Consider the following 24789-nt stretch of genomic DNA (forward strand, 5'->3'; position numbering starts at 1 on the left):
AAACGGACTGATTCGACTAGTCAGTGGCCGGCGTCGTAGCGGCCGGCGTCAGGCAGGGTCTGGCGGTCGCGCCGGCGGGCAGCAACGGCACCGACGCCCTGCCCCGCCAAGGCGACGGCCAGAGCCAGCAGCACTGTTGGAAGTGCTCCGCCGTCCGGTCCCAGGGTCGCCGCCAGGATCTGCCGGCTCATCAACAGCATCTCCGCCAGGTCGCCGGCCAGCACGCGAGTCCCCAGCACGTAATTAACCGAGATGAACACGGCGGGAACCAGCCATAGCAGGGCAATGTTCACGAGCCACACCACCGCCCGGCCCGCGGAACGGAGGCCGCACCACGCCAGGGCGCAGCCGACCACGATGGCGGGAATCCAGCGAGCCGCTGACGGCACCGCAACCGGCACGCCGGTATGCCCCATGAAACCGACCATCCACTCCACCGCCCACGAAGGGAACGGCACCGCCACAAGCCCCACCCCCAATGCGGCCAGCGCCCGCGACCTGGAGAATAACAAGGAAAGCGCGACGGCGGCCGCGGCGAGGGAGGCGATCGCACCTGCCAGCAACCCGGCGAAGTAGAGGCCGGCCATGGTCCCGCCCGCCAGGCCGCCGTCGAGCACCGTGAACGACTGAACGGTCGCCGTGAACTGGACTGCCAGCAGTCCTGCCGCGGCGCACCACGCCGCCAGCCGCCGTCGGGCGGGGGACCAAAGGCGCAGCGCGAGTCCTGCCGCGGCACCGCCCACGGTGAGGAGGGAAACGATGGTGGTGAGTTCGTACTGACTTAACGGCAGCAACGAGACCGGCATCTGATCCGGGGGCACCTCTGAGCCCCAGAGGTTCTGCAAAGGCAGCCTCGCGCCGCTTACGAGCCACGGGCCAAGGCCGAGCAATCCTGCCAGGATTCCGATCAGCAACCCCCGGGCCGCATCCCTTCCGGGGCTCCGGCTCGGCTGGTCAGGGACTGCCTGGTTCGTTGCCTGGTCCGGAAGGCTCACTAGGACTCCTGTCGTTGAGCAGTCGGGAGGGCAGAGCCAGCGCCGGCGTCAGCCTGGTTGGCGCCTCTCCAGTGCAGTGCGGCGGTACCAGTCGCTGGCCAGCTTTGTATGCTTGCTGCTGTTGGCACAGTTCCGGTTGCTGCAGTGCGACGGGGTTTCGTCCTGTGAGCCTCTTGGGCCCTGCTGAGGGTGCCGGACCAGCACCACGGCTGATCCGCAGGCGGCGCATACGAGGAAGGATCGCATGCTAGGCACCGAATCCTGGCCCGGCCGGTGCTGCGTTTCGGCTCAAGATGACACTGCCGCCGGCTTTGAGCTTGCCTTGATGGCCTCTGACTTTCATTCATCCCCCTGAACTAGTCTGCGTTTCAGGGTACCGCGCTTGAGCCGGATTGAGCTGCCCCGGCCCTACTCCCCGTGGACTTCGGCCTGCTTCTCCTCGGAGCGGTCCAGGTATGCCAGCAGCAGGTCGGCGGCTTTCTCGAGCTCGCCGGCCTCCAGCGCCTCGCAGATCTCCTCGTTGTCCTTGAGGTAGCCGCTGTAGAAGTTCGCGTCCATCGTGGCCTTGTGGAAGAACAGCCGCATCTCCGCCAGGACCTGGGACATGATCGTGTTCAGCCTGCGGCTTCCGGCCAGGGCCACGATCGCGCCGTGAAAGTGCTGGTTTGCGGTGCCCAGTCCCTCGTCGTCGTTCGCGGCGGCCGCGAGCTTGCCTTCCTCCACCGCCGCCCGGACGGCCGCCACCGCTTCCGGGCTGCCCCCGCCGCGGATCGCGCTGACTTCGATGGTGCGGCGGACGGTGTAGACGTCGTGGATATCGCCGGCTTCCAGGCTGGCTACAAAAACTCCGCGGTTGGGGTGCCGGACCACCAGCCGTTCGCTTGCAAGCTCGGCGAAAGCTTCGCGCACCGTGTTGCGGGAGACGCCGAGGTCCTCGGCAATCGTGGACTCGGTCAGCCGCGCCCCCGGGAGCAGGACGCCTTCCGCCAACTGCAGGCGCAGTTCATCCGCCACCCGGTCGGCCACGGAGGGCACAGCGACGCGCAGCCGGGCTGCCGCGGTTGCCGATGCTGCGGAGGTTGCGCCTGTGCCGGATACGCCCCGGGTTGCTGCTTCTGAAGTGGCCATACTCCAGAATTTACACGATCGTCACATCGTTGAATCGAAGGATTGTTGAACAATCGATAAATTTGGTGCATCCTAGTAAGAGCAAATCAATGAGACGAGGATCACAATGGTTTATATGGACCTGAACAGTGACGTAGGCGAGTCCTTCGGCCGCTGGACGCTGGGTGACGACACTGCGATGTTTCAGTCCGTGTCCAGCGCCAACGTGGCGTGCGGTTTCCACGCCGGCGATCCCACGGTCATCCGCCGCACCTGCCGCGAAGCCGTGCAGGCCGGCGTCATGATCGGCGCCCACGTGGGCTACCGTGACCTCTCCGGATTCGGCCGCCGCTTCGTGGACATTGATCCCAGTGAACTGGCTGACGATATCGTCTACCAGATCGGCGCACTCCAGGCGCTGGCCGCCACCGAAGGCGGACGCGTCCGCTACGTCAAGCCGCACGGCGGCCTGTACAACGCGATCGTCTCCCACACCGCCCAGGCGCGCGCCGTCGTCGACGCCGTCCGGTCCATCGATCCCGGACTTCCGATCCTCGGCCTTCCCGGCTCGGAGGTGCTGCGGCTTGCAGAGGCCGCCGGACTCCGTGCTGTTTCCGAAGCCTTCGCCGACCGCGCCTACAATCCCGACGGCACGCTCGTCTCCCGCTCGCTCCCCGGAGCCGTCCTGCATGACCCGGCCCAGGTGGCCGAACACGTCCTGCGGATGGCCGCCGACTCCGCCATCCGCACCGTGGACGGCTCCATCCTGAAAATCAATGCAGACAGCATTTGCGTCCATGGCGATTCCCCCGGGGCAGTAGCCATGGCTATTGCAGTGAAAGCTGCGCTTTCCGACGCCGGCATCACCATCAAGGCTTTCGCCTAAACCGCTTTCGCCCTAACGGCGTCCGCCTCACCCTGCCAGACCCCCGGCAGCACCCCCAACCAGCATGCAGGCAGCTCCCGCCGCACACCTGAAGGAAAATCATGACCACACATCACACGGCCGCCCGCACCGGCCGAAAGATCCCGCCCGGCGCGCTGAAGGCCTACGTCGCCAGCCTGACCGGCACCTCGCTGGAGTACTACGACTTCGCCATCTACTCGGTGGCCTCCGCCCTGGTCTTCCCCAAGATCTTCTTCCCGGGCAATGACGAGTTCGTGGGCCTCCTGCTCTCCTTCTCCGCCTTTGCGGTGGGCTACCTGGCACGGCCCATCGGCGGCGTGATCTTCGGCCGCCTGGGCGACAAGATCGGCCGCAAGCAAGTCCTTGTGGTCACCCTCATGCTCATCGGCGTCGCCACCGTGCTTATCGGCCTGCTTCCCGATTACTCCGTGATCGGCGTGGCAGCCCCCACCATCCTGGTGCTCCTGCGCCTGGCCCAGGGCATCGGCGTCGGCGGCGAATGGGGCGGTGCCGTCCTGCTCTCCAGCGAATTCGGTGACGCCAACAAGCGCGGCTTCTGGTCCTCCGCAGCCCAGATCGGCCCGCCCGCCGGCAACCTGATGGCCAACGGCGTCCTGGCGCTCCTTGCCGCAACGCTCAGCACAGAAGCCTTCCTCTCCTGGGGCTGGCGCGTGGCCTTCCTTGCCTCCGCACTGCTGGTGGTCTTCGGCCTGATTATCCGCCTCAAGCTTGAAGAAACCCCCGTGTTCAAGGCCATTGCGGCCCACGGTGAACAGCCCAAGGCCCCCATCACTGAGGTGTTCCGCAAGGAACCCCGGGCCCTCGTGGCCGCTGCCCTCTCCCGCGTCTGCCCCGACGTCCTCTACGCGCTCTTCACGGTTTTCGTGGCCGTCTACGCCACCAAGGAACTCGGCATGACCACGGGCAATGTCCTCACGGCAATCCTGGTCGGCTCGGCCTTCCAGCTGTTCCTCATCCCGCTGGCCGGCGCCCTCACCGACCGGTTCAACCGCCGGATGGTCTACGGGATCGCCGCCGTTGGAACGGCACTGTACATTCCGCTCTTCTTCCTCATGATCGACGGTAAGTCCGTGCTCATGCTGACCGTCGGCGTGGTGATCGGCCTGGCGTTCCACGCCTTCATGTACGGCCCCCAGGCCGCGTACATCACCGAGCAGTTCCCGGCCCGCCTGCGCTATGCCGGCAGCTCGTTGGCCTACACCCTGGCCGGCGTCATCGGCGGCGCCGTGGCACCGCTGATCTTCACCGCCCTCTACGCGGCGTCCGGTGACTGGTACCTGATCGCGGCCTACCTGCTGGTGGCCGCCGCAGTCACGGTTGTGGGCCTGGCCCTCGGCCGGAACCCGCAGACCGCTGAAGAAGAGCGCCTCCTGGCGGACGCAGCTTCCCTCGCCTGAGCGGCACGGAAACTCCAGCACAGAAACCTGTTCAGTACAGAACTTTTAAGGCATTGGAAACGATGGAAGCGGTAGCAATGGAAACCCTGAGCGTGCACAAGGTCCTCTCGGTGCGGCCCGTGGGAACGCGGGCGGTGCTCGCGGAGCTCTCCGGAACGCAGGACGTCCTGGCCCTGCAGACCCTGCTCCTGGAATCCCCGCTGCCGGGCCAGGTGGACGTGCTGGCGGCCGCGCAGACCGTGATGGTCCGCGCGGATTCGCCGGCCGCCGCCCGCCGCATGGGCTCGTTCCTGCTGGACCTGGACCTGACGGCTCCGGTCAAACAGGACGGCGGCCTGGTGTTCATCGATACCGTGTACGACGGCGAGGATCTCGCCGAAGTGGGGCGGCTCACCGGCCTCGGAACGGACGGCGTCATCGAAGCCCATTCCGGCCAGGTGTGGACGGTGGCCTTTGCCGGGTTCGCGCCGGGCTTCGGCTACATGGTGGGGGAGAACCAGGTGCTGGAAGTTCCGCGCCGCAGCTCGCCGCGCACCGCGGTGCCCGCCGGTTCGGTGGCTTTGGCGGGCAACTATTCGGCGGTGTATCCGCGCAGGTCCCCGGGCGGCTGGCAGCTGATCGGCCGCACCGGGGCCCGCATGTGGGACCTCAGCCGGTCCGAGCCCGCACTGGCCAGCCCGGGACACCGCGTCCAGTTCCGCGCCGTCCGCGATGTGGTGACCATGGCACCGGAACATGCGGCCTCCGAGGCGGTAACCGCCACGGAGGTATCGGCCCGGGAGGCTGCTTCCGGCCTGCGGATCGTGTCACCCGGGCTGCAAAGCCTCATCCAGGACCTCGGCCGGCACGGCCACTCCGCGCTGGGAGTCTCCGCCGCCGGAGCCCTGGACCGGGCCTCGCTGCGCCGGGCCAACCGGCTGGTGGGCAACAACTCCTCGGCCGCAGCCATCGAGAGCGTAGCCGGCGGACTCAAAGTCCAGGCCGTCGGCGACCAGGTCCTGGCCGTCGCCGGGGCGCCGTCGGAACTGACCATCGCGTCGCCGTCGGACGCTGAATCCGGCTCCGACGCTGACAGCGACGGGACCGGGCGCCAGCGCACGGTTCCCATGGCCACACCGTTTGCGCTGCTCGACGGCGAAACCCTGACCCTCGGCGCGCCGGAGGCCGGCTTCCGCAGCTACCTGGCAGTCCGCGGCGGGGTGGACGCCGCGCCCGTTCTGGGCAGCCGTTCCACCGACACCATGTCCGGCATAGGACCGGCCCCGCTTGCCGCCGGACAGTTGCTGGCATCCGGCGACGTCACCGAATCCGGCGTCGTGGGTGATCCCGAACTCCAGCCGGACTTCCCCGGCGAGGGCGTCACGGTGCTGGACATCGTCCTGGGCCCGCGGGCCGACTGGTTCGATGAATCCGCCCTGGATTCCCTGTGCGGGCAGGACTGGGTGGTCAAGCCGCAGTCCAACCGCGTGGGAATGCGGCTGGACGGCACGCCGCTGGAGCGCGGCCGGCAGGGCGAACTGCCCAGCGAAGGCACCGTAGCGGGCGCCATCCAGGTGCCGCCCGAAGGCCTCCCCGTGCTCTTCCTGGCCGACCATCCCATCACGGGCGGCTACCCCGTGATCGGCGTGGTGGTGGACCACCAGCTGGACCTGGCCGCGCAGGTGCCCATAGGCGGCAGCATCCGCTTCCGCCGTGTTCCCGAGCAGACTCCTTCGCCGGAACAGAAAACTTCTGAACAGACTTCGACCGAACAGACGTCCCAAGAAAAAGTGAGTAACTGATGCGCAAGGTCCTGATCGCCAACCGTGGTGAAATCGCCGTCCGGATTGCCCGTGCCTGCGACGACGCCCAGCTGGAATCCGTCGCCGTCTACGCGGACATCGACGCCGATGCCATGCACGTCGGCGCCGCAAGCGAAGCGTTCAGCCTGGACGGAAACTCCCCGGCGGACACCTACCTGAACATCCCCAAGCTGCTCGAGGTGGCTGCCAGATCAGGCGCTGACGCAGTCCACCCCGGCTACGGCTTCCTGTCCGAGAACGCGGATTTTGCCCAGGCCGTCCTGGATGCCGGACTGGCGTGGATCGGCCCCACACCGGAGGCCATCCGGCAGCTTGGCAACAAGATCACCGCCCGCGAGATCGCTGTCCGTGCCGGTGCGCCGCTGGTGGCCGGCAGTGACGGACCCGTGGACACCGCCGCGGAGGCCCGGGCCTTCGCCGAACAGCACGGCCTGCCCATCGCCATCAAGGCGGCCTTCGGCGGCGGCGGCCGCGGGCTGAAAGTGGTCCGCAACATGGACGAGATCGAGGAATCCTTCGACTCCGCTGTCCGCGAAGCCGTGGCAGCCTTCGGCCGCGGCGAATGCTTCGTGGAGCGCTACCTGGACCGTCCGCGCCACGTCGAAGCGCAGGTCCTGGCTGACACGCACGGCAACGTGGTGGTCGTCGGAACCCGCGACTGCTCACTGCAGCGCCGGCACCAGAAGCTGGTGGAGGAAGCACCAGCCCCGTTCCTCAGCGACGAGCAGACCCAACAGATTTACGACGCCGCCAAGGCAGTCTGCCGGGAAGCCGGCTATTCCGGCGCCGGCACCGTGGAATTCCTGGTCGCTGCCGACGGCACCGTCGCGTTCCTGGAAGTGAACACGCGGCTGCAGGTGGAGCACCCCATCACCGAGGAAACCACCGGAATCGACCTGGTCCAGGAACAGTTCCGGATTGCCGCCGGGGAAGCCCTGCGCATCGCCGCCGATCCTGAACCCCGCGGCCACTCCTTCGAGTTCCGGCTCAACGCCGAGGACGTGGGGCGCGGCTTCCTGCCCTCACCCGGGACCATCGCCGAATTCCACGGCCCCACCGGCCCCGGCATCCGGCTGGACACCGGCGTCCGCTCCGGGTCCTTCGTGGCGCCGCAATTCGACTCACTGCTCGCCAAGCTGATCGTCACCGGCGCGGACCGCCAGCAGGCACTGCGGCGCGCCCGCCGCGCACTCGCCGAGATTGAAATCACCGGCGTGGCCACCGTTCTGCCGTTCCACCGCGCTGTACTGGAATCGCCGGACTTCACCTCCGAGACCGGCCTGGGCATCCACACCCGTTGGATCGAAACCGACTTCGCGGACCGGATCCCTGCCGATCCCGGCTACAGCACCACCGCGCCCGACGGCGCACGCCGTACTGTCACCGTCGTGGTGGACGGCCGACGCCTGGCGGTCGGACTGCCGGCGGACCTGCTGGACGGCTGGGCACGTTCCGGCGGAGCTCTGCCCGCCGGCGTGTCGGTTGATTCAGCGTCCGACGGCGGTGCTGCCGCCTCCGGAACGGCCGATCCGGGGGAGCTGCGTGCCGACATGGCCGGAACTGTCGTCAAGTGGCTCGTGGAGCCGGGCGCTGAAGTGTCGGCGGGGGACGCCGTCGTCGTTCTTGAAGCGATGAAGATGGAAACGCAGGTGACGGCGCACCGCGACGGAACGGTGACGGGCATCCGCGCCGAAGCCGGCGGCGTGGTGACTGCCGGGGCGGTGCTGGCGTTGATCGGTTAGGCGCCGCGGAGGGGCCCAGAACGGTGGTGCGGCCGGGGTTTCCGGAGGACAATGCAAGGCATTAGTTAGCCCTAGGATCCTCCAGAAAACGGAGCCACGCTGTGGATGAAACCGGCACCAATGAGAAAGTAGTCAACCGGCTGATCGACTGTATCAACGACCGCCGGATCGAGGTCATGGACGAGCTGTTCCACGACGATGCTGTGATGCACTGGCCGCAATCCGGAGAAATTGTGCGCGGTGCAGAGAACCGCCGGGGAATCTACAACGCCTTCCCGCAACTGCCCACCATCACGCTGCGCCGGCTGCTCAGCGGCGGGAACCTGGTAACTGCCGAAGCCCTGCTGGACTACGACGGACCGCAGTACGAAACGGTGTTCATCTTCGAATTCCGCGACGGCCGCATTGCCAAGGAAACGGCCTACTGGAGCGAATCGTTCGAACCACCCGATTGGCGTGCCCAGTGGGTTGAAAAGGCCTAGCTGGGCTGGCGACGTAGGCACCTGTTGTCAGAAGCGCTGGACGTGGACGCCAGCCGCCGCCAGGGCCGCAAGGAACCGTTCCTGGCGGTCCGCTGACCCAAGGCTCAGCAGATATCCCCGTCCGACGTCGAGCTGGACTCCCGGCCCTGTGTCCTGGATGATTCCCAGCCCGAAGGGCCCGAACCGCAGCCCGAATCCGTAGCGCAGGCCATGGATTGCTGCCGGAGCGGCCCGTTGGATTGCCGCAACCGGAATCCTGCGGCGGTAGAACGGGAACCACTGCAACCGCACTTCGTTTTCGAGGACTTGGATCCTGGAGAAGCCGAACGCCAGGAAGGTGACGAGCATCAGGGCGCATGCAATGGCGGTCCATGCCACCGGTTCCGACTGCAGCGCGCCGGTGAGGAAGATTGCCAGCAGGATTCCTACCAACAGTAGGACGCTGCCGCCGATGATGGCACGGGGCAGGCGGCCGTAGAACATCCGGCCGGAATCGAATAACATACCGGCGTCCTTGGGGGTGGGAGTCACGTTTCCCGGGGACTGTCGTCGACCGGGGCGCGGTAACTGGCGAACAAAGTCGCTAGCGGGCTGAGGATTCCCTCGCAGGCTCGTCCAACGTCATGAGCTTCAGGCGGGTCGATTGCAGGACCGTGCCCAGTAGTGACCGGGCCGAAAGGAGGAGGCCGCTTACCTCAGGGCAGGAGAGTTCGTAGAACAGCCGGCCGTCCTGGCGCGAGGGCTTGATCAGTTGCTGGCGGCGGAGCACACCCAGGTGCTGGGAGAGGTTCGATGGCTCAAGGCCTATGTCGTCGCGCAGCCGGCTGACCGCCACGGGGCCTTCTGCAAGCATTTCCAGGACCTGGATCCGCGCAGGGTGGCCCATGGACTTGAAAAGTTCGGCCTTCACATCGCTCAGGACCAGACCTACGGGCAGATCATCCTTCATCGGGGCCTCCCTTCCTACATCCACAATTCGGCGCCAACCATAACGCTTGTTCAACGAATACAGCCTATGACAGACAGAAAGGTCTGTCTCACACCCACGCAATATTGGCGTGGTCTGCATGTATATCGTAGCCCCGGCCGCAAAGGGATGATCGGTGGATTTAGTACGCGGACAGCCCTTGCGCGGACGGCTTGAGTAGTTCAGACTTTCATGAATTCATCAATTCGTCCGGCCGTCACCGCGGTCGGTTATACATGGATGGATTCAGGCTGCTTCCGCTGACAACGGCGTCTTCGGGAGTGGTCCGATCCCGAGTTTCCAGGAGGGCTCAATGGCAGGCATGTTTGAATTATTTTCCGATGCGGATGCTTCCTTTAGATTTCGGCTGACAGCTCCTGATGGAACAGTCATGGCGCTCTCGAAGCCCTTCCCGGACAAGCGGGCCGCCGTGGCCGGAATCGCAGCTGTTCGCGAGTACGCAGGAATGGGCTTTGTCACCGAAGTCCCGGCCCCGAAACCCCAGCATTCCCGCGGACCGTCCGCAGCTCTTGCCTTTAGGAGCCGGGCAGCGAGCCGGAGACGGCAGATTCTGGCCCGGTGGCAGCAATCCCTCAAGCCGGAGGCCGTCGTCGCAGATTTTCCTGCGTGGTAAGTGCCATGGCCGCACGGAAAGTCCCGCAGGTGCACTCCGACGCCTTGGCGGCGGCGGATTGCATCGCCGGGACGTTCAGGTATGACGCGGCAACCGGCAGGCTCGACTGGTCCGAGGAGCTATACCTCATCCACGGCTACGGCCGCGGTGAGATTGTGCCCACTCTGGAACTTTTCCACTCGCACAAGCACCCGGACGACCGGAACCGCAGCCGGGAGATCTTCACGCAGGCCCGCAACGCGGGCGGCAAATTCTTCAGTTTCGACCGGCTGATCGACGCCCGCCTGCGGGAGCACAGGATCCTGACAACAGGGGAGGGCGTCCTCGACCAGGACGCCAGGCTGAGCCACATTGCCGGGTTCGTCGTCGACCTCACCCTGACGCTGCGGCGTGAGACGGAACAGTTCGCCCGGGCCGCCGTCTCGGCGGCCAATGCGAGCCGCAGCACCATCGAGCAGGCCAAGGGGATCCTGATGGGTGCCCTGCACCTCAGCGCGGAGGATGCCTTCAACCTGCTCGTCAGCCACAGCCAGCACAGCAATATCAAGCTCGCCAGGACTGCAGCTGACCTTGTGGACCTGGCCAACAACGCCAAGGACCCCGCACTCCTGGACAGTTTCATCCAGGCCCTTCACCGCGGACCTTTCCGCCGCCGGCCGGAAACGCTTGGCATCCGCGGACATCATGGGAGGCGCCAGCAGCGCTCCATGTAAAATTCCTTCTAAGATGACTGCCGAAGATGCCAACCGTTCCTCGTTGTTGCCCGCCCGGGCACTGGCGGGCCGCGATGACCCAGTGGACCGCATTCTTGCCACCGCTTATGAGCTGTTCTCCCGCCGCGGGATCCGCGATGTGGGGACCAATGAGCTCATCAGCCGTTCCGGCGTTGCCAAGGCCACGTTCTACCGGCATTTCCCGTCAAAAGACGCCCTGGTCCTGGCGTTCCTGGCGCTCCGTGACCAGGTGTGGACCGTGGACCTCATCGTCTCCGAAGCCCGGCGCCGCGGCAGCACCCCCGAGGAGCGGCTGCTCGCTGTTTTCGATGTCTTCGGCGACTGGTTCCACCGCGACGACTTCGAGGCGTGCACGTTCATCAACGTCCTGCTGGAGATGGGACCCGAGCATCCGCTGGGAAAAGCGAGCATCGGCTACCTCAGCCGGATCCGCGGCCACATCGAGGCCCTGGCCGAGGAAGCCGGGCTGAGCCGGACCGAGGAATTTGCGCGGTCCTGGCACATCCTGATGAAGGGCTCCATCATTTCAGCGACCGAGGGGGACTTCCTGGCGTCGAAGCGGGCCCAGCAGATGGCCGGCTGGCTGATCGAACACCACCGCAATTGACGCTTAGGCGTCCTGGGCGGCCGTGGCGGGGAGTGCTGCCGGCGGAACGGCAGTATCGTCGCGCAGCGGCCGGCGGGCCAGCCAGGCGGCCACGATCGCGCCCGAGATGTTGTGCCAGAGCGAGAACACCGCGGACGGCAGCGCGGCCAGCGGGCTGAAGTGTGCCGTTGCCAGCGTGGCGGCCAGTCCGGAGTTCTGCATCCCCACTTCAAAAGCCAGCGCGCGGCGGGCCTTGTCGTCCAAGCGGCCCAGCTTGCCGGCGAGGTATCCGAGTCCCAGGCCGAAACCGTTGTGCAGCACAACGGCAAGGAACACGATGCCGCCTGCGGCAACGATCTTGCTGGCGCTGCCGGCCACCACAATCGCCACAATCAGTGAAATCACGACGGCGGACGCCCACGGGAGTGCCGGCAGCACCTTCGCGACGAGCTTCTTGAGGAACAGCCGGGCCAGGAGTCCGGCAATGACGGGCAGGAGGACGGTCTTGACGATGTCCAGGACCATGGCGCCGGCGTCGATCTGCAGGAAGGACCCCGCCAGGAACAGGACCAGCAGGGGAGTGACGATCGGAGCGATCAGTGTGGAGACGGACGCGACGGCTACGGAGAGTGCCACATCGCCCTTGGCCAGGAAGGCCATCACGTTGGAGGCCGTTCCGGACGGTGCGCAGCCCACCAGGATGAGGCCCACGGCCAGTTCGGGCGGCAGGTTGAGTGCCACGGCAATCAGCCAGCCGGCACCCGGCATGATCACGTAGTGGGCTACGATGCCCAGCACTACGGCCCAGGGGCGCTTGACCACCGAGGCAAAGTCGGGCGGGGTGAGCGTCAGGCCCATGCAGAACATAATGATGCCCAGCAGGTACGGGACGCTGGGGCCCATGGGCTTGAAGGCGCCGGGCGCCAGGAATCCGGCAATGCCTGCGGCGACTACCAGCAGCGGGAAGACCGTGACGGCGATACGGGCGATTTTCGCCTCGGCGGCCAGCGCCGGATTCAGCGGGGCGGCGTCGGCTTCGCTGCCGGCGGTGGTGTTTTCGTGGGTTTTTGTTGCCTCAAGCATCCAATAATGCTCACATCCGAACGCCTATTCCAGCCACTTCATGAACAGACGTCTGACATTTGTGTCGGATTCTGGGCTCGTTCGGGCTGACCGGCCACGCGCCGGGCGGCCTGTTGCGGCTGCTACTGCGACGGCGGGGTGCTGTAATCGGCGATATGCGCCGTGGCTGCGTGCTCGCGGATCTCAGTGACACCGGAAGCGGCCGCCGCGCTGTCCCGGTAGATTCCCGAGACCGCCAGAATGTTGCCTGCCCCGTTGACGAGCCGGATGCGGACGCCGCCCTGTTCCGCGGCGACGAGTTCGAATTTTCCTGCCATGCTGGACCTCCCCCAAGGTGGTGCGCCTGCACGGTAGCCGCAGGCTGCTCCCCTCCAACTGTAGATGACAATTCTTGTCATATGAATTAGACAACGATATGTGTCGGCGGGACGGAGGGTCGGCCGCGTTGGGCGGCATGCCCGCCGAAACGCGGCTAGTCCGCGGCGTTCAGCTTCCCCGTGAGCCGTTCGCGCATCTGGGTGCTGGCGGAGTTGAGGCCGATCAGCTCCACTTCCCTGCCGTGCCGGCGGTACTTCTCGGTGACGGCGTCCAGCACCGCGATGGTGGAGGCATCCCACAGGTGGGAGGCATGGAAATCGATGATGACGCGGTCCACCGTGGGTGCGGCATCGCGGGCATATTCGAACTGCGTGTAGAGATCGTTGGAGGAGGCGAAGAAGAGCTCCCCGTCCACCGTGTACGTGGCAACGGTGTCACCGTTGAGCTCGATCTCCGTCCGCTCCACCGTGGCGAAGTGGGCCACGCGCCTGGCGAACATGGCCATGGCCGCCAGTACACCGACTCCCACCCCGATGGCCAGGTTGTGAGTGGCCACGACGGTGCCCACGGTGATGAGCATGACTGCTGTTTCTGACTTGGGCATCCGCTTGAGCGTCTTCGGGGCAATGGAGTGCCAGTCGAACGTGATGGCGGAGACGAAGATCATCACGGCCACCAGAGCGGCCATGGGGATCAGGCCCACGATGCCACCCAGCGTCACCACCAGGACCAGCAGGAACACGCCGGCCAGGAACGTAGACACCCGGCTCCGGGCGCCGGAGCCCTTGACGTTGATCATGGTCTGGCCGATCACGGCGCAGCCGCCCATGCCGCCCAGGAAACCGGTGACGATGTTTGCCACGCCCTGGCCCCAGGACTCGCGGGTCTTGTTGGAACGGGTGTCAGTGATGTCGTCAACAAGCTTGGCCGTCATCAGCGATTCCAGCAGGCCCACCAGTGCCATGGACAGCGCGAAGGGCGCAAGGATCTGGAAGGTTTCCAGCGTCAGCGGCACATTGGGAATGAAGAGGGCCGGCAGGCTTTCGGGAAGCTGGCCCTTGTCCCGGACGGCCGGGACGTCGATGTTGGCCAGCACGGCAAACAGCGTGAGGGCCACGATGGCCACGAGCGGGGAGGGCACGGCCGTGGTCAGCCGCGGGAGCGCCACAACAATCACCAGTCCGACGGCCACCAGCGGATAGACCAGCCACGGAACGTTGATCAGCTCGGGCAGCTGTGCCATGAACACAAGGATGGCCAGTGCGTTCACGAACCCCACCATCACGGAACGCGGAATGAAGCGCATGAGCTTGGTGACTCCCAGGAGCGCCAGGAGAATCTGGAAGACGCCCGCCAGGATCACCCCTGCGATCAGGTAGTCCAGGCCGTGGCTCCGCATCAGCGGGGCGATCACCAGCGCAACCGCGCCGGTGGCGGCGGAGATCATGGCGGGCCTGCCGCCCACGAAAGCAATGGTGACAGCCATGGTGAAGGACGCGAACAGCCCGATCCGGGGATCCACCCCGGCGATGACGGAGAAGGCAATGGCCTCGGGGATGAGGGCCAGAGCCACCACCAGTCCGGCGAGGGCTTCGGTCTTGAGGCGGCGCGGGGATCGGAGCGTGGCCCGGACGGACTGGAGTTGTTCGGGCTTCATGTGTTCCTAGGGCTTGGTCTGGCGATAGCGCTCGATCTGCTTCAGCCTCCGCAGGAGGCTGTCGCGCCGGGGGTGCGGAACGACGTCGGGCGCCTCCGCGGTGAGGTCAATGTGTTTGGTGCCGTACTGCCACAGCAGCAGGTCATCCAGCAGCCGGTCCGGGCCGGGGGAGTATCTGTGGTCCAAGGCCTTGCGGACCTCGGTGATCCGGTTCGCGCTGAGCAGCTCTGCCAGCTGCATGGTCTGGTTGAGGCCGTGCGCCGCCATGAGTTCGGCTGCCCAGCCCCAGTCATCATCCACTTTACGGTCAACGTGCGGAAGCAGCGTCCGCCAGACGTCGCGGATCCGGTTCGGAGTGAGCTGGGCGGCACCTTCACCGTCCGTGTCCCAGTAGCTGCGGACTTCTTCGTACCGTTCGTGCAGGTCCGCGAAGGCGCCTTCCACTGTTTCCAGCATGGCCGCGGTGGCGGTGAACTGGCGGTCGAAATGCGGAGTCCAGGCCCGGGGATCCTCGGCCTTGAAGCGGATGTCATGCTCGATCTCGCTCCAGGCGTGCGCAAAAACAGTGCGGATCTGGCATTCAAAGAAGTAGCTGCCGTTGGGCTGGATATCCGGGTTGAATACCTGCTGGTACTCCTTCACCGCCTCGTTCTGGATGGTCCGCAGGATCAGGTGGCGGCTGGAGTAGCCGTAGGTGCCGGATTCGATGGAGCCGATGTCCTTTTCGCGGTCGCCGCGGCAGTCAAAGAGCTGGCGCTGGCGCTTGATCAGGTTGGCCACCACCGCATTCTCTGCAGGCAGCTTGGTGATGACGCGGACGCCCACCATGTCATTGAGCGTGCGGAACGGATCAGGGAACTTCAGCAGTGGTGCACCGCCGGGTTCCAGCGGCTCCTCCGTGCGGGAAATCTTCTCCTTGAAGGACTCCACTGTCTTGGTGCGGCCGGTGACAAACAGCGGCGTTACCTCGGTGTCCTTGAGCATGCTCCGGAGCGTCAGCAGGACTTCCCGCGTGACCAGCTTCAGGGCAGGGCGCACCCGTGCATAGAGCTCCACGTTTTCCTGCACGGACTCGCGCAGGCCTGCGTCCAGGCGGTCCCAGTTGGTAGCCATGTTTCCAGCTTACGGGCGGCCTGCGACACCCAAGGGGGTGACACCCCCGGGCAGTGCGGTCCGTGGGCCCGCGGTGCACGCAGCGAACGGTCCAAGGCGCCGCCGTCGAACGCGCTGGCGCAAGCTGTCTGCCTCCCAAGGTAGGCTCGGCACATGGCTGATGTGCGGCGTCGGACCCTGCTTTCCCGCGGGCTTCTTGGCGCCGCCGCAGCAGTGGCACTGGGGGCATTGTCCGCTTCCTGTTCGTCGGGCCCGAAGGAGGACGCAGTGAAGCGGCACAAGTACCAGTACGGCGATGACCCGAGTCAGTGGGGTGAGCTGTTCCTGCCGGACGCGGCTGTAACACGCGGCGTGGTGGTGGTTATCCACGGCGGGTACTGGCGCTCGCAGTACGGCGCCGAGCTCGGCGAGCCGCTGGCCCGGGACCTTGCCATGCACGGAATGCCCGCCTGGAACCTGGAGTACCGGCGTGCCGGCAACGGCGGCGGCTGGCCGAACACCTTCGAAGATGTTCTGGCGGGAATCGACAAACTCAGGGACGTCGCGGCGATCCACGGGCTTGGCCTGGAAAAGGTCGTGGCCCTGGGCCACTCGGCCGGCGGGCACCTGGCGGTCTGGGCTGCCGGCCGGACCCGGCTCGGGCATCTGGGCGCGCCGGACGCCGACCGCCAGCTGAAGCGGAGGAACGACGACGACGGCGCCGTGCAGCTCACCGGCGTGGTCAGCCAGGCCGGCCTCCTGAACCTGGCCGATGCCGAAAAGCTGAACCTCAGCAACGGCGCAGTCAGCAACCTGCTGGGCGGTTCGTCAGCGAAGTATCCGAAGCGCCACAAGTACGTGGACCCCATGAGCGCTATTCCGTTGCGGGTCCCTGTTTACGCCGTCCACGGCAGCGACGACGACGACGTTCCCGCCAGCCAGTCCGTGTCCTACGCCGGCGCGGCGAAGGCTGCCGGCGGACCCGTCCAGCTGCTCAACGTCCCCGGAGACCATTTCGCATTGATTGACCCCAAGGCCCCGGCCTACCGGAAGTGCCGGGACCTGGTGCAGGAACTCCTGGGCTGAACATCTGCCCCGCTTCTGTCCGCCCGGCGGCAGGGTCCGTCCCCTAGACTGGAAGAAGGTGCGCCGGGAAGTCTGGTCGGCATAGTTTTGTCGACTCAACGTTTAGGACGCTTCATGAGCCAAACACCTACGCCCGCACCTGACGCCAAACCGCGCTTCACCATCCTTGGCTACGGCAGCTACGCGGAATCGCTGCGCATCGGCGAGATCCTGCGCAAGGAAACAGTGGGCGGTGCACTCCTTGTGGCCGCTGCGGTCATCGCGCTGATATGGGCAAATTCACCAATCTCTGACAGCTACTTCGCATTGCGGGATTTCCGGATCGGGTACGAGCCCTGGCACCTCGAGCTGAGCCTGGGCTCCTGGGCAGCCGACGGTCTGCTGGCCATCTTCTTCTTCCTGGTGGGCCTGGAACTCAAGCGGGAGTTCGTGGCCGGGGACCTGCGCCAGCTCAGCAAATCGATCGTGCCCGTGGCTGCCGCGGCCGGCGGCGTGATTGTCCCGGCCCTGATATATGCCGCCGTGAACATATACAGCCCGGAAACCCTGCGCGGCTGGGCCATCCCCACCGCAACGGACATCGCGTTCGCCGTGGCAGTGCTGGCGATCATCGGATCCCACCTGCCCAGTGCCCTGCGCATCTTCCTGCTCACCCTGGCGGTGGTGGACGACCTCATTGCCATCAGCATCATCGCGTTCTTCTATTCAAGAGACATCCAGGCCGCCCCGCTGCTGCTCGCGCTCATCCCGCTGGCGCTGTACGCCTTCCTTGCCCAGAAGTACCGCCGCTTCTTCGGCGTCCACTTCATGGCAGCCTGGGGCATCCTCCTGCCGCTCGGCGTTGCCACCTGGGCCCTGGTGCACGCCTCCGGCATCCACGCCACGGTGGCGGGTGTGCTGCTGGGGTTCGCCGTGCCGGTGCTCCGGTCCAAGGCCAGCGGGGGTCCGGACGCCGGCCCGGGCCTCGCGGAAATCTTCGAACACCGCTTCCGTCCCATCTCGGCCGGAGTGGCCGTTCCGGTCTTCGCCTTCTTCTCTGCCGGCGTGGCCGTCGGTGGCTGGGAAGGCCTGGGTTCGGCGCTGGCCGACCCCGTGGCCATCGGCATCATCATGGCCCTCGTCCTGGGCAAACCCCTCGGCATCATGGGCACCACGTGGATCCTTACCAAGGCCACCCGGGCGCGGCTGGACGGGTCCTTCAAATGGATCGACGTGTTTGGAGTTTCCCTCCTGGCCGGTATCGGCTTCACCGTGTCCCTGCTGGTCGCGGAACTCAGCTTCGGCCACGGCAGCCTGCACGACGATCACGCGAAGGTTGGCATCCTGGCGGCGTCGCTCCTCGCCGCAATACTGGCAGCCGTGGTGCTGCGGACCAGGAACCGCCAGTACCGTGAGGCGGAAGAACGCGAGAAGGTGGACTCGGATCGGGACGGCATCCCGGACGTCTACGAACACGGAAACCAGGCCTGACGGACCTCGTTGGCCTCTTGCTGCTTCATACCCCTAGGGGTATGGTTTGAGTACGGCCGGAAGCCACGCCAGAGGCAAATGCGGCCGTCGAGGAGGATGCCATGGATGTCATTATCATCGATACGCCGCCGCTGGGAGACCGGAGCTACCTGGTGCACGACGGCACGGTGGGCCTGGTGATCGATCCGCAACGGGACACGGACCGCGTGGAAGCCGCCGCGCGTGAAGCGGGCGTGACCATCACCCACGTCGCTGAAACCCACCTCCACAACGACTACGTCACCGGTGGACTGGAGCTCGCCAGAACCCATGGCGCGACGTACCTGGTCAACGCCGCGGACCCGGTCCAGTTCGAGCGCGAAGCCATCACCGACGGCCAGGCCGTCCGCGTGGGATCCCTGACAGTCAGGGCCGTCGCCACCCCGGGACACACCCATACCCACTTGTCCTTCATCGTGGACGACGGCGACAAGCAGGCGGTGTTCTCCGGCGGCAGCCTGCTGTACGGCTCCGTCGGCCGGACAGACCTGGTCGCGGCGTCCGACACCGTGGGCCTGGCGCACGACCAGTACGCTTCGGTTCGCCGGCTCGTGGCCGAGGCGCGGCCCGATGCCGCACTGTTCCCCACCCACGGCTTCGGATCCTTCTGTTCGTCCGGTCCGGCGAGCAAGGCGGGCTCCTCCACTCTTGGTGAGCAGCTCGCTGCCAACCACGCCCTCATCGATCCGGACGAGGACCACTTCGTCCAGGAACTCATCGCCAACCTCTCCGCGTATCCCTCGTACTACGCGCACATGGGCGCCCTGAACGCCAAGGGACCCGGCCCGGCGGACCTCGCCGTCCCGGAGTCAGTGGACCCCGCAGAGCTCACCCGCCGCCTGGACGGCGGCGAATGGGTGGTTGACCTTCGCCGCCGCGTGGCGTTCGCCAGCAACCATCTCAAGGGCAGCGTCAGCTTTGAATACGGCAGCGGCTCCAACTTCACCACCTACCTGGGCTGGGTCCTGCCCTGGGACGAGAAGCTCACCCTCGTGGGTTCCCGCGAGGACGTGGAAAAGGCCATCCGCGACCTCTCCCGCATCGGCATCGATTCGCCGGATGCCGCCGTCGGAACCGAACCGCAGGCGCTGGCGCCGGATGCCGCCGTCGCCTCCTACCCGCGGCTCGGCTGGGACGGCCTGCTGGCAGGCCGCGCGGATGGGGACACGGTCCTTGACGTGCGGCGGACGGACGAGTTTGCAGCGTCCCATGTGGCCGGTGCTGTCAACGTTCCCGTCCACCAGCTCCTGACCCGCCTGGACGAAGTGCCGGCGGGACGGTTGTGGGTCCACTGCGGAACCGGCTACCGGGCCGGAGTGGCCGCCAGCCTGCTGCAGCGCGCGGGCAGGGACGTGATCTACCTGGATGCCAGGTTCGGCGACGCAGAGGCAGCCGGGGTGGCCCTGGACAACGCCCCGCAGGCGTAATCAGGAGCGCGCGCGTCTCTTCTCTGGCAGAGTATGACCATGCTCACAGTTATTGGCGAAGGCCTGGTCGACGTTGTCCAACGATCCTCGGGAATCGAGGCCCACGTGGGCGGCAGCCCGCTCAACGTGGCAGTGGGATTGGCGCGGCTGGACCACCCCGTGCAGTTCATCGGCAGGTTCGGGCGTGACGCCTACGGCGAGTCCGTGGCCGCCCACCTGAAATCCAGTTCGGTGATGGTCCCGCAGGGCCCGGATGCCCTGCCCACCAGCGTGGCCACCGCGTTGATCGACGACGACGGCGCCGCCACCTACATGTTCGACCTCGCCTGGGAACTTCCCGGCCTCGCGGACCGGCTGCCGTTCATGCTGCAGGGCACCACGTTGGTGCACACCGGCTCCATCGCCACCATGCTGGAGCCGGGGGCCGCCGAGGTGCTCGCCGCCGTCGAGCACGCGCACCCCTCCGCCACCATCAGCTTCGACCCCAACTGCCGCCCCAGCATCATCACCGATGTGGACTATGCCCGCCGGCAGGCGGAAAAGTTCGTCACCCTCGCGGACATCGTGAAGGCATCCGACGAGGACCTCGAATGGCTCTACCCCGGTGTGGACGTCCTGGAGTCGGCCCGGCGGTGGCTGTCCCTGGGCGGTCCCGAGGGGCCCGCCCTGGTGGTGGTGACCCGCGGCGCGGCCGGCCCGTGGGGAATCACCGCCGCCGGCGAAGCGGAGTTCCCCGCACCCAAGGTAGAGGTGGCGGACACGGTGGGCGCAGGCGATTCCTTCATGGCCGCGCTGATTTCCGGGCTGGTGGACCGCGGCCTGGACGGTGCCCAGAACCGCAAGGAGCTGCGTGAGCTACCGGCAGAGTCGCTCCGTGAACTGCTGGCCCATGCGGCGTGGGCAGCCGCCGTCACCGTGTCCCGGCCGGGGGCCAACCCGCCCACGAGGGCCGAACTCAACCACCTCGAGCTCGAAAGTCTGGAACGCGACGCGGAGTCCGCCGTCGAACGGGAAGCCGCGCTCGCCGGCGACGACCGTAGGAATGCCGATTCCGCCAGCAACTGAAAGGCAGCACATGTCCAGCCACCATTCCCCTTCCCTGCACGTCAGCAGCGAGTCCTTCCAGGACGGCCAAACCCTGCCGCCCGCCCAGCGCAGCGGCAAGATGCGCGCCGGGGGCAAGGACGAATCGCCGCAACTGAGCTGGAGCGGTGCGCCGGCGGGGACCAAGGGCTATGCGGTCACGATGTTCGATCCCGATGCCCCGGGCCGCGGCGGCTTCTGGCACTGGGCGGTGCTGGATCTCCCGGCAGGCGTCACGTCGCTTCCCGCCGGGGCCGGTGCCGAGGGCGGCGGGCACCTTCCGGCCGGTGCACTGCAGTTGAAGAACGACGGCGGTTTCCACGGCTACCTGGGCGCCGCGCCACCGCCCGGCCACGGCCCGCATCGGTACATCGTCACGGTCTACGCCCTCGATGTGGAGCACCTCGGTGTGGACTCCGGGGTCAGCCCGGGCAAGCTGGAATCCAGGCTGGCGCCGCACGTGCTGGGCCGCGGGACGCTCACGGGCATCTTCGAACGCTGAGCTTGGTCCACCCCGCCCCGCGAGATTGCCGCGCCGAGATCGCCGGAAGCCTGCGAGATCGCCGGAAACTTACGGCGATCTGGCAGCATTCCGGCGAATTCGCGCTCCAGGATCCGGGGCGGACGGCCCTGAGCCCGCCCCGGAGGGGGCCCGCCGCCGGGCCAACGTAGACTGGCTGTATGCGGCTGGTAGCAAGTGATATTGACGGAACGATCCTCGGGCATGACGGAAAGATCAGTGACCGGACCGTCCGCGCCTTCCACGCCTGCCGCGATGCCGGCGTCGAACTGGTGTTCGTGACCGGACGCCCGCCCCGCTGGCTGCACCCCCTGGAAGACCAGCTGGGGCACGCCGGAACCGTGATCTGCTCGAACGGTGCCGTGGTGTGGGACCTTGAGGAAGGCCGCCTGGTCTCCGCGCGGGCGCTCGCCCTGGAAGCGGTCTTCGAGGCGCGCCGCATCATCAAGCAGCTCCGGCCGTCCGCGCTGTTCGCCGCGGAAACGCTCACTGGCTTCCACCTGGAGCCGGGCTTCATCGAAAACGACTCCAGCGAACTCCTGACCGAATTCACCCCCGCTCCGCTGGCCAGCACACTCACCGCCGACGACGCCGTGGTGAAGTTCCTGGCCATCGTCCGCGAAGGCACGGCGGACGACTTCCTTGCCGAAGTGTCGCCCGCAGTCGCCCACCTCGCCTCCGCCACCCACTCGGCACCCACCGTGGCCATGCTGGAACTTGCCCTCCCGGGTGTCAACAAGGCGGTGACCCTCGCGGAATACGCCGCCACCCTGGGGATTGACGCAGCGGACGTGGTGGCGTTCGGGGACATGCCCAACGACATCGAGATGCTGCGCTGGGCCGGGGACGGCTACGCGATGGCCAGCGGCCACCCGGAGGCCATCCGTGCCGCGGGGCAGCAGGCGCCGCATTTCGACGACGACGGCGTGGCCCAGATCCTCGAAGCCAAACTGGCCGAATTTGGCGTGAAGCGCGTCTAGGCAGGCGCCTGGAATGACTGAGCCCAAGCCTTTCTTCACCGCCGGAAGCGCGTCCGCACGGATCGCGATGGCGCACCGCGGGTTCTCGCCGGACGGGCTGGAAAATTCGATGGCGGCGTTCCGCGCCGCCGTCGAACTCGGCTACCGGTACCTGGAAATGGACGTCCACACCACTGCCGACGGCGTGCTGCTGGTGTTCCATGACCCCGCACTCGACCGTGTCACGGACGGACAGGGACGCATTTCCAGGCTCCCTGCCGGGACGGTGGCCCAGGCGAGGATCGGGGGCCTGGAACCCATCCCGCTGTTCGAGGAAATGGTGCGGGCCTTCCCCGGCGTCCGGCTGAACCTGGACGTCAAGGACTGGAACTCCGTCACCGGGCTTGCGGCCGCGATTGAGAAGTACGGCGTTCACGACCAGGTACTGATTACGAGTTTCTCGGACCGCCGTCGCCGGGCGGTCCTTCGGCGGTTAAGCCGGCCGGTCGCGGCGTCGGCCGGCGTCGTGTCCAACGCGATCTTCACAATGCTGGGGCCGGTGCTTCCGGCGCCGGTCATCCGACGGGTGGTGCGGGGCATCCACGCGCTGCAGGTTCCGGTCAGCTATGGTGCCGTCCGGGTGGTGACACCGGCGTTTGTCCGCCGCGCCCACCGGCACGGCCTCCAGGTCCATGTGTGGACCATCAACGATCCCGCGGAGATGCACCGGCTCCTGGACCTTGGTGTTGACGGCATCGTGACGGACCGGGCCGATCTCCTCAAGACAGTGCTCCAGGACCGGGGGCAGTGGGACTAGCTGCCGTGGTGCGAAGCCCGCTGCGCTTCCAGCACCGCCGCGAATTCGTCCGCCGGAACCGGCCGGCCGAAGTAATACCCTTGGGCGCTCACGCACCCGATGCTGGCCAGGTGCCGGGCCTGTTCCGCCGTCTCCACCCCTTCCCAGACTGCTTCGAGGCCGCACGCCCGGATCAGCTGGAGAATGGCGGCGATCAGGTCCGGCTGGGCCGGGTCCGTTCCGAGGTCCTTCAGCAGCGAGCGGTCCACTTTGACCTTGTCCACCGGAAGCTTGCGCAGGTAGCTGATGGAGGAATAGCCCGTACCGAAGTCATCGATTTCCAGCCCTACCCCCAGCTTCCGCAGGCTGTTCAGGGAGTACCGGTCCAGCTCGTTGCCGCTGACAATCGCGCCCTCGGTCAGCTCCAGCACGAGCAGCTCCGGGCTGATTCCGGCCCCGCTGAGGGCATCCCGGACCTCTTCGATGAACTCGAGGCGCTGAAGGTCGGTCGGTGAGATGTTGATCCGCATGGAGAAGTCGTCCCCGGCGCGGCCCTCGGCCCGCCAGCCCTGTAGTTGCCTGACGGCAGTGCGGAGCACCCAGCCGCCCAGCTCGGAAATGAGTCCGGCATCTTCAGCGAGGGGAATGAACTCGTCCGGCATCACCATGCCGCGGGAAGGATGCTGCCAGCGGACCAAGGCTTCCGCACCCTCGATCCGCCCGGACGCCAGCGCGACCACAGGCTGGTAGAAAAGCACCAGCTCTGACTCGGAAATGGCCGTCCGAAGGTCATCGATAAGCTGGCTCCGCAATTGGCGCGCGTGCAGCATGGCCGGTTCGAATACTTTGAGCCTGTTGCGCCCGCCGGCCTTGGAAGCGTACATAGCCACGTCGGCTTCCATGAGTAGCTGTTCGGCGCTTTGTCCGGCTCCGCCGATGCACAGCCCCATGCTGGCCCCGCACTGGACGGAGTCGTTCTCGAGCTCCACCTGGCTGTCCAGGGCAGCGAGGATGCGGTTGCCCACGCTCGCGGCGCGGGCGAGGGTGGTGGCGGGCATCAGGACGGCGAATTCGTCACCGCCCAGGCGGGCCACCGTGTCAGTGTCCCGGACTGATCCCTTGATCCGCTCCCCGACGGCGGTCAGTACCTGATCCCCGGCAGCGTGGCCGAGGGAGTCGTTGATGCCTTTGAAGGCGTCCAGGTCCAGCAACAGGACGGCGGGCGGAAGGTCGCCCCGCTCAGCCTCCGCCAGGGTGTCGTTGAGGGCACTGACCAGGGCCGCACGGTTCGCCAGGCCGGTCAGCGAGTCCGTCAGCGCCATCTTCTGCATTTCCAGGTGCGCTTCGTTGAGCAGCCGGGTGCGCAGTTCCACCCGCTGCTCCAGCTCCTGGTACATGATCTGCAGGTCTTCGGCCAGGAGGTTGGTGCCCATGATGACGGCATCCAGCTCATCTCTGGCGGGGGATACTTCGATCCGGGAGTGAAGCTCCCCTGCGGCAAGGCGGACGATTCCGTCCAGCAGCTTGCCCAGGCGCGGGTCGCCCTCAGTGAACATGGGCATTTTCCTTCAACCACTTGAGGGCCTCGGGCTCGGACGTGAAGTAACTGGCAGGCCCGGACTTGAAGTCGCCGCCAAGGATGAAATGCGCCAGGATCCGGTCCACCGGAGTCCGTCCGAGCAGCGCCCAGGCGGCCACTGTGCTCACATTGCTGAACACCGCCCTCGCCGCCCTGCTCACGGACGCAACGCCTGTCACATCCAGGAGTACGGCCAGCGGAGAGCCGGAGTGCGGGCGTTGAAGGCCGGCAGCCAGCACGCGCGCTGAATGCTCATCCAGGTGTTCGTCCCGGGGAAGCACGATCCTGACAATTTGCTCTTGCATC

25 protein-coding genes are annotated in these 24789 nt (G+C 66.7%); 15 read left to right on the forward strand and 10 right to left on the reverse strand.

The window, feature by feature from the left end; translation table 11 throughout:
• Positions 1-20: 20 nt before the first annotated feature.
• Positions 21-995, reverse strand: a complete 975-nt coding sequence (locus tag ACSQ1X_RS00625; RefSeq protein ID WP_436056268.1) for a hypothetical protein — start codon at positions 993-995, stop codon at positions 21-23.
• 408 nt (positions 996-1403) lie between these two features.
• Positions 1404-2123 carry a GntR family transcriptional regulator gene (locus ACSQ1X_RS00630; protein ID WP_436056269.1) on the reverse strand — a complete coding sequence of 240 codons (720 nt, stop codon included), beginning with the start codon at positions 2121-2123 and terminating at the stop codon, positions 1404-1406.
• A 106-nt stretch (positions 2124-2229) separates the two neighbouring features.
• Here ACSQ1X_RS00630 and ACSQ1X_RS00635 point away from each other — a divergent pair, with 106 nt between their 5' ends.
• The 5 genes from ACSQ1X_RS00635 (at position 2230) to ACSQ1X_RS00655 (ending at position 8453) form a co-directional block, all read left to right on the forward strand.
• Entirely contained in the window at positions 2230-2988 is a 759-nt protein-coding gene (locus ACSQ1X_RS00635) for a LamB/YcsF family protein (RefSeq protein WP_082506811.1), read from the forward strand.
• A 101-nt stretch (positions 2989-3089) separates the two neighbouring features.
• Positions 3090-4427, forward strand: coding sequence for an MFS transporter (locus ACSQ1X_RS00640; RefSeq protein WP_436056270.1), 1338 nt, complete (start codon positions 3090-3092; stop codon positions 4425-4427).
• A 62-nt stretch (positions 4428-4489) separates the two neighbouring features.
• Positions 4490-6208 carry a 5-oxoprolinase/urea amidolyase family protein gene (locus ACSQ1X_RS00645; RefSeq protein ID WP_436056271.1) on the forward strand — a complete coding sequence of 573 codons (1719 nt, stop codon included), beginning with the start codon at positions 4490-4492 and terminating at the stop codon, positions 6206-6208.
• Positions 6208-7971 carry an acetyl/propionyl/methylcrotonyl-CoA carboxylase subunit alpha gene (locus ACSQ1X_RS00650; protein WP_436056272.1) on the forward strand — a complete coding sequence of 588 codons (1764 nt, stop codon included), beginning with the start codon at positions 6208-6210 and terminating at the stop codon, positions 7969-7971. Before ACSQ1X_RS00645 ends, ACSQ1X_RS00650 begins: the two co-directional genes overlap by 1 nt.
• 101 nt (positions 7972-8072) lie before the next feature.
• The gene (locus tag ACSQ1X_RS00655) at positions 8073-8453 is read left to right on the forward strand and encodes a nuclear transport factor 2 family protein (RefSeq protein ID WP_055802096.1); all 381 of its coding nucleotides are present in this window, start codon (positions 8073-8075) and stop codon (positions 8451-8453) included.
• A 27-nt stretch (positions 8454-8480) separates the two neighbouring features.
• On the opposite strand, the gene ACSQ1X_RS00660 is transcribed toward ACSQ1X_RS00655, so the two are convergent.
• Both ACSQ1X_RS00660 and ACSQ1X_RS00665 read right to left on the reverse strand, forming a co-directional pair.
• The gene (locus tag ACSQ1X_RS00660) at positions 8481-8957 is read right to left on the reverse strand and encodes a hypothetical protein (protein WP_436056273.1); all 477 of its coding nucleotides are present in this window, start codon (positions 8955-8957) and stop codon (positions 8481-8483) included.
• Between the two features lie 79 nt (positions 8958-9036).
• Positions 9037-9402, reverse strand: a complete 366-nt coding sequence (locus tag ACSQ1X_RS00665; RefSeq protein ID WP_436056274.1) for an ArsR/SmtB family transcription factor — start codon at positions 9400-9402, stop codon at positions 9037-9039.
• 340 nt (positions 9403-9742) lie between these two features.
• Here ACSQ1X_RS00665 and ACSQ1X_RS00670 point away from each other — a divergent pair, with 340 nt between their 5' ends.
• Genes ACSQ1X_RS00670 through ACSQ1X_RS00680 form a run of 3 tightly spaced genes read left to right on the forward strand, consistent with a single transcriptional unit; the run spans position 9743 to position 11395 of the window.
• On the forward strand, positions 9743-10054 hold the full coding sequence (locus ACSQ1X_RS00670; protein WP_436059230.1) for a YegP family protein: 312 nt from the start codon (positions 9743-9745) through the stop codon (positions 10052-10054).
• A gap of 5 nt (positions 10055-10059) precedes the next feature.
• Entirely contained in the window at positions 10060-10767 is a 708-nt protein-coding gene (locus ACSQ1X_RS00675) for a PAS and ANTAR domain-containing protein (RefSeq protein WP_436056275.1), read from the forward strand.
• A gap of 13 nt (positions 10768-10780) precedes the next feature.
• Positions 10781-11395: a TetR/AcrR family transcriptional regulator gene (locus ACSQ1X_RS00680; RefSeq protein WP_055802081.1), complete on the forward strand. Its 615-nt coding sequence runs from the start codon at positions 10781-10783 to the stop codon at positions 11393-11395.
• A gap of 3 nt (positions 11396-11398) precedes the next feature.
• Here ACSQ1X_RS00680 and ACSQ1X_RS00685 read toward each other — a convergent pair whose 3' ends face one another.
• The 4 genes from ACSQ1X_RS00685 to ACSQ1X_RS00700 all read right to left on the reverse strand — a co-directional run bounded on the left by ACSQ1X_RS00685 (position 11399) and on the right by ACSQ1X_RS00700 (position 15545).
• On the reverse strand, positions 11399-12457 hold the full coding sequence (locus ACSQ1X_RS00685) for a bile acid:sodium symporter family protein (protein WP_436056276.1): 1059 nt from the start codon (positions 12455-12457) through the stop codon (positions 11399-11401).
• A 122-nt stretch (positions 12458-12579) separates the two neighbouring features.
• Positions 12580-12774, reverse strand: a complete 195-nt coding sequence (locus ACSQ1X_RS00690; RefSeq protein WP_055802076.1) for a YegP family protein — start codon at positions 12772-12774, stop codon at positions 12580-12582.
• A gap of 155 nt (positions 12775-12929) precedes the next feature.
• Entirely contained in the window at positions 12930-14432 is a 1503-nt protein-coding gene (locus ACSQ1X_RS00695) for a SulP family inorganic anion transporter (protein WP_436056277.1), read from the reverse strand.
• 6 nt (positions 14433-14438) lie between these two features.
• Positions 14439-15545 (reverse strand): GTP pyrophosphokinase, encoded by a 1107-nt coding sequence (locus tag ACSQ1X_RS00700; RefSeq protein WP_436056278.1) that lies wholly within the window; start codon positions 15543-15545, stop codon positions 14439-14441.
• Between the two features lie 267 nt (positions 15546-15812).
• Between ACSQ1X_RS00700 and ACSQ1X_RS00705 the strand changes: the two genes are divergently transcribed.
• The 7 genes from ACSQ1X_RS00705 to ACSQ1X_RS00735 all read left to right on the forward strand — a co-directional run bounded on the left by ACSQ1X_RS00705 (position 15813) and on the right by ACSQ1X_RS00735 (position 22925).
• Positions 15813-16610, forward strand: coding sequence for an alpha/beta hydrolase (locus ACSQ1X_RS00705; protein WP_436059231.1), 798 nt, complete (start codon positions 15813-15815; stop codon positions 16608-16610).
• Between the two features lie 114 nt (positions 16611-16724).
• Positions 16725-18080, forward strand: a complete 1356-nt coding sequence (nhaA, locus tag ACSQ1X_RS00710; protein WP_436056279.1) for a Na+/H+ antiporter NhaA — start codon at positions 16725-16727, stop codon at positions 18078-18080.
• Between the two features lie 101 nt (positions 18081-18181).
• Positions 18182-19546, forward strand: a complete 1365-nt coding sequence (locus ACSQ1X_RS00715; protein WP_436056280.1) for an MBL fold metallo-hydrolase — start codon at positions 18182-18184, stop codon at positions 19544-19546.
• A gap of 39 nt (positions 19547-19585) precedes the next feature.
• Positions 19586-20611 carry a carbohydrate kinase family protein gene (locus ACSQ1X_RS00720; protein ID WP_436056281.1) on the forward strand — a complete coding sequence of 342 codons (1026 nt, stop codon included), beginning with the start codon at positions 19586-19588 and terminating at the stop codon, positions 20609-20611.
• A 10-nt stretch (positions 20612-20621) separates the two neighbouring features.
• Entirely contained in the window at positions 20622-21131 is a 510-nt protein-coding gene (locus tag ACSQ1X_RS00725; RefSeq protein ID WP_436056282.1) for a YbhB/YbcL family Raf kinase inhibitor-like protein, read from the forward strand.
• Between the two features lie 179 nt (positions 21132-21310).
• A complete protein-coding gene (locus ACSQ1X_RS00730; RefSeq protein WP_436056283.1) occupies positions 21311-22129 on the forward strand; it encodes an HAD family hydrolase in 819 nt (272 codons plus the stop codon).
• A gap of 13 nt (positions 22130-22142) precedes the next feature.
• Complete coding sequence (locus ACSQ1X_RS00735) at positions 22143-22925, forward strand: glycerophosphodiester phosphodiesterase (RefSeq protein ID WP_436056284.1); 783 nt, start codon at positions 22143-22145, stop codon at positions 22923-22925.
• Here ACSQ1X_RS00735 and ACSQ1X_RS00740 read toward each other — a convergent pair.
• Together ACSQ1X_RS00740 and ACSQ1X_RS00745 are read right to left on the reverse strand one after the other, a co-directional pair.
• The gene (locus ACSQ1X_RS00740) at positions 22922-24460 is read right to left on the reverse strand and encodes a putative bifunctional diguanylate cyclase/phosphodiesterase (protein ID WP_436056285.1); all 1539 of its coding nucleotides are present in this window, start codon (positions 24458-24460) and stop codon (positions 22922-22924) included. The genes ACSQ1X_RS00735 and ACSQ1X_RS00740 overlap by 4 nt on opposite strands.
• Complete coding sequence (locus tag ACSQ1X_RS00745) at positions 24450-24788, reverse strand: DUF7793 family protein (protein ID WP_436056286.1); 339 nt, start codon at positions 24786-24788, stop codon at positions 24450-24452. The genes ACSQ1X_RS00740 and ACSQ1X_RS00745 overlap by 11 nt, the downstream gene beginning before the upstream one ends.
• Position 24789: the final 1 nt, after the last annotated feature.

The organism is Arthrobacter sp. LjRoot78, assembly GCF_964254335.1.
Classification (GTDB): Bacteria; Actinomycetota; Actinomycetes; order Actinomycetales; family Micrococcaceae; genus Arthrobacter.

What these genes read in the sequence shown, in the direction of transcription:
- ACSQ1X_RS00670 (WP_436059230.1), top strand. Translation starts at nt 9,743, where the DNA reads ATGTTTGAATTATTTTCCGATGCGGATGCTTCCTTTAGATTTCGGCTG.
- ACSQ1X_RS00645 (WP_436056271.1), top strand. Translation starts at nt 4,490, where the DNA reads ATGGAAGCGGTAGCAATGGAAACCCTGAGCGTGCACAAGGTCCTCTCG.
- ACSQ1X_RS00630 (WP_436056269.1), bottom strand. Translation starts at nt 2,123, where the DNA reads ATGGCCACTTCAGAAGCAGCAACCCGGGGCGTATCCGGCACAGGCGCA.
- ACSQ1X_RS00640 (WP_436056270.1), top strand. Translation starts at nt 3,090, where the DNA reads ATGACCACACATCACACGGCCGCCCGCACCGGCCGAAAGATCCCGCCC.
- ACSQ1X_RS00715 (WP_436056280.1), top strand. Translation starts at nt 18,182, where the DNA reads ATGGATGTCATTATCATCGATACGCCGCCGCTGGGAGACCGGAGCTAC.
- ACSQ1X_RS00650 (WP_436056272.1), top strand. Translation starts at nt 6,208, where the DNA reads ATGCGCAAGGTCCTGATCGCCAACCGTGGTGAAATCGCCGTCCGGATT.
- ACSQ1X_RS00725 (WP_436056282.1), top strand. Translation starts at nt 20,622, where the DNA reads ATGTCCAGCCACCATTCCCCTTCCCTGCACGTCAGCAGCGAGTCCTTC.
- ACSQ1X_RS00685 (WP_436056276.1), bottom strand. Translation starts at nt 12,457, where the DNA reads ATGCTTGAGGCAACAAAAACCCACGAAAACACCACCGCCGGCAGCGAA.
- ACSQ1X_RS00635 (WP_082506811.1), top strand. Translation starts at nt 2,230, where the DNA reads ATGGTTTATATGGACCTGAACAGTGACGTAGGCGAGTCCTTCGGCCGC.
- ACSQ1X_RS00730 (WP_436056283.1), top strand. Translation starts at nt 21,311, where the DNA reads ATGCGGCTGGTAGCAAGTGATATTGACGGAACGATCCTCGGGCATGAC.
- ACSQ1X_RS00680 (WP_055802081.1), top strand. Translation starts at nt 10,781, where the DNA reads ATGACTGCCGAAGATGCCAACCGTTCCTCGTTGTTGCCCGCCCGGGCA.
- ACSQ1X_RS00700 (WP_436056278.1), bottom strand. Translation starts at nt 15,545, where the DNA reads ATGGCTACCAACTGGGACCGCCTGGACGCAGGCCTGCGCGAGTCCGTG.
- ACSQ1X_RS00735 (WP_436056284.1), top strand. Translation starts at nt 22,143, where the DNA reads ATGACTGAGCCCAAGCCTTTCTTCACCGCCGGAAGCGCGTCCGCACGG.
- ACSQ1X_RS00665 (WP_436056274.1), bottom strand. Translation starts at nt 9,402, where the DNA reads ATGAAGGATGATCTGCCCGTAGGTCTGGTCCTGAGCGATGTGAAGGCC.
- nhaA (WP_436056279.1), top strand. Translation starts at nt 16,725, where the DNA reads ATGAGCCAAACACCTACGCCCGCACCTGACGCCAAACCGCGCTTCACC.
- ACSQ1X_RS00675 (WP_436056275.1), top strand. Translation starts at nt 10,060, where the DNA reads ATGGCCGCACGGAAAGTCCCGCAGGTGCACTCCGACGCCTTGGCGGCG.
- ACSQ1X_RS00740 (WP_436056285.1), bottom strand. Translation starts at nt 24,460, where the DNA reads ATGTTCACTGAGGGCGACCCGCGCCTGGGCAAGCTGCTGGACGGAATC.
- ACSQ1X_RS00745 (WP_436056286.1), bottom strand. Translation starts at nt 24,788, where the DNA reads ATGCAAGAGCAAATTGTCAGGATCGTGCTTCCCCGGGACGAACACCTG.
- ACSQ1X_RS00660 (WP_436056273.1), bottom strand. Translation starts at nt 8,957, where the DNA reads ATGTTATTCGATTCCGGCCGGATGTTCTACGGCCGCCTGCCCCGTGCC.
- ACSQ1X_RS00690 (WP_055802076.1), bottom strand. Translation starts at nt 12,774, where the DNA reads ATGGCAGGAAAATTCGAACTCGTCGCCGCGGAACAGGGCGGCGTCCGC.
- ACSQ1X_RS00695 (WP_436056277.1), bottom strand. Translation starts at nt 14,432, where the DNA reads ATGAAGCCCGAACAACTCCAGTCCGTCCGGGCCACGCTCCGATCCCCG.
- ACSQ1X_RS00720 (WP_436056281.1), top strand. Translation starts at nt 19,586, where the DNA reads ATGCTCACAGTTATTGGCGAAGGCCTGGTCGACGTTGTCCAACGATCC.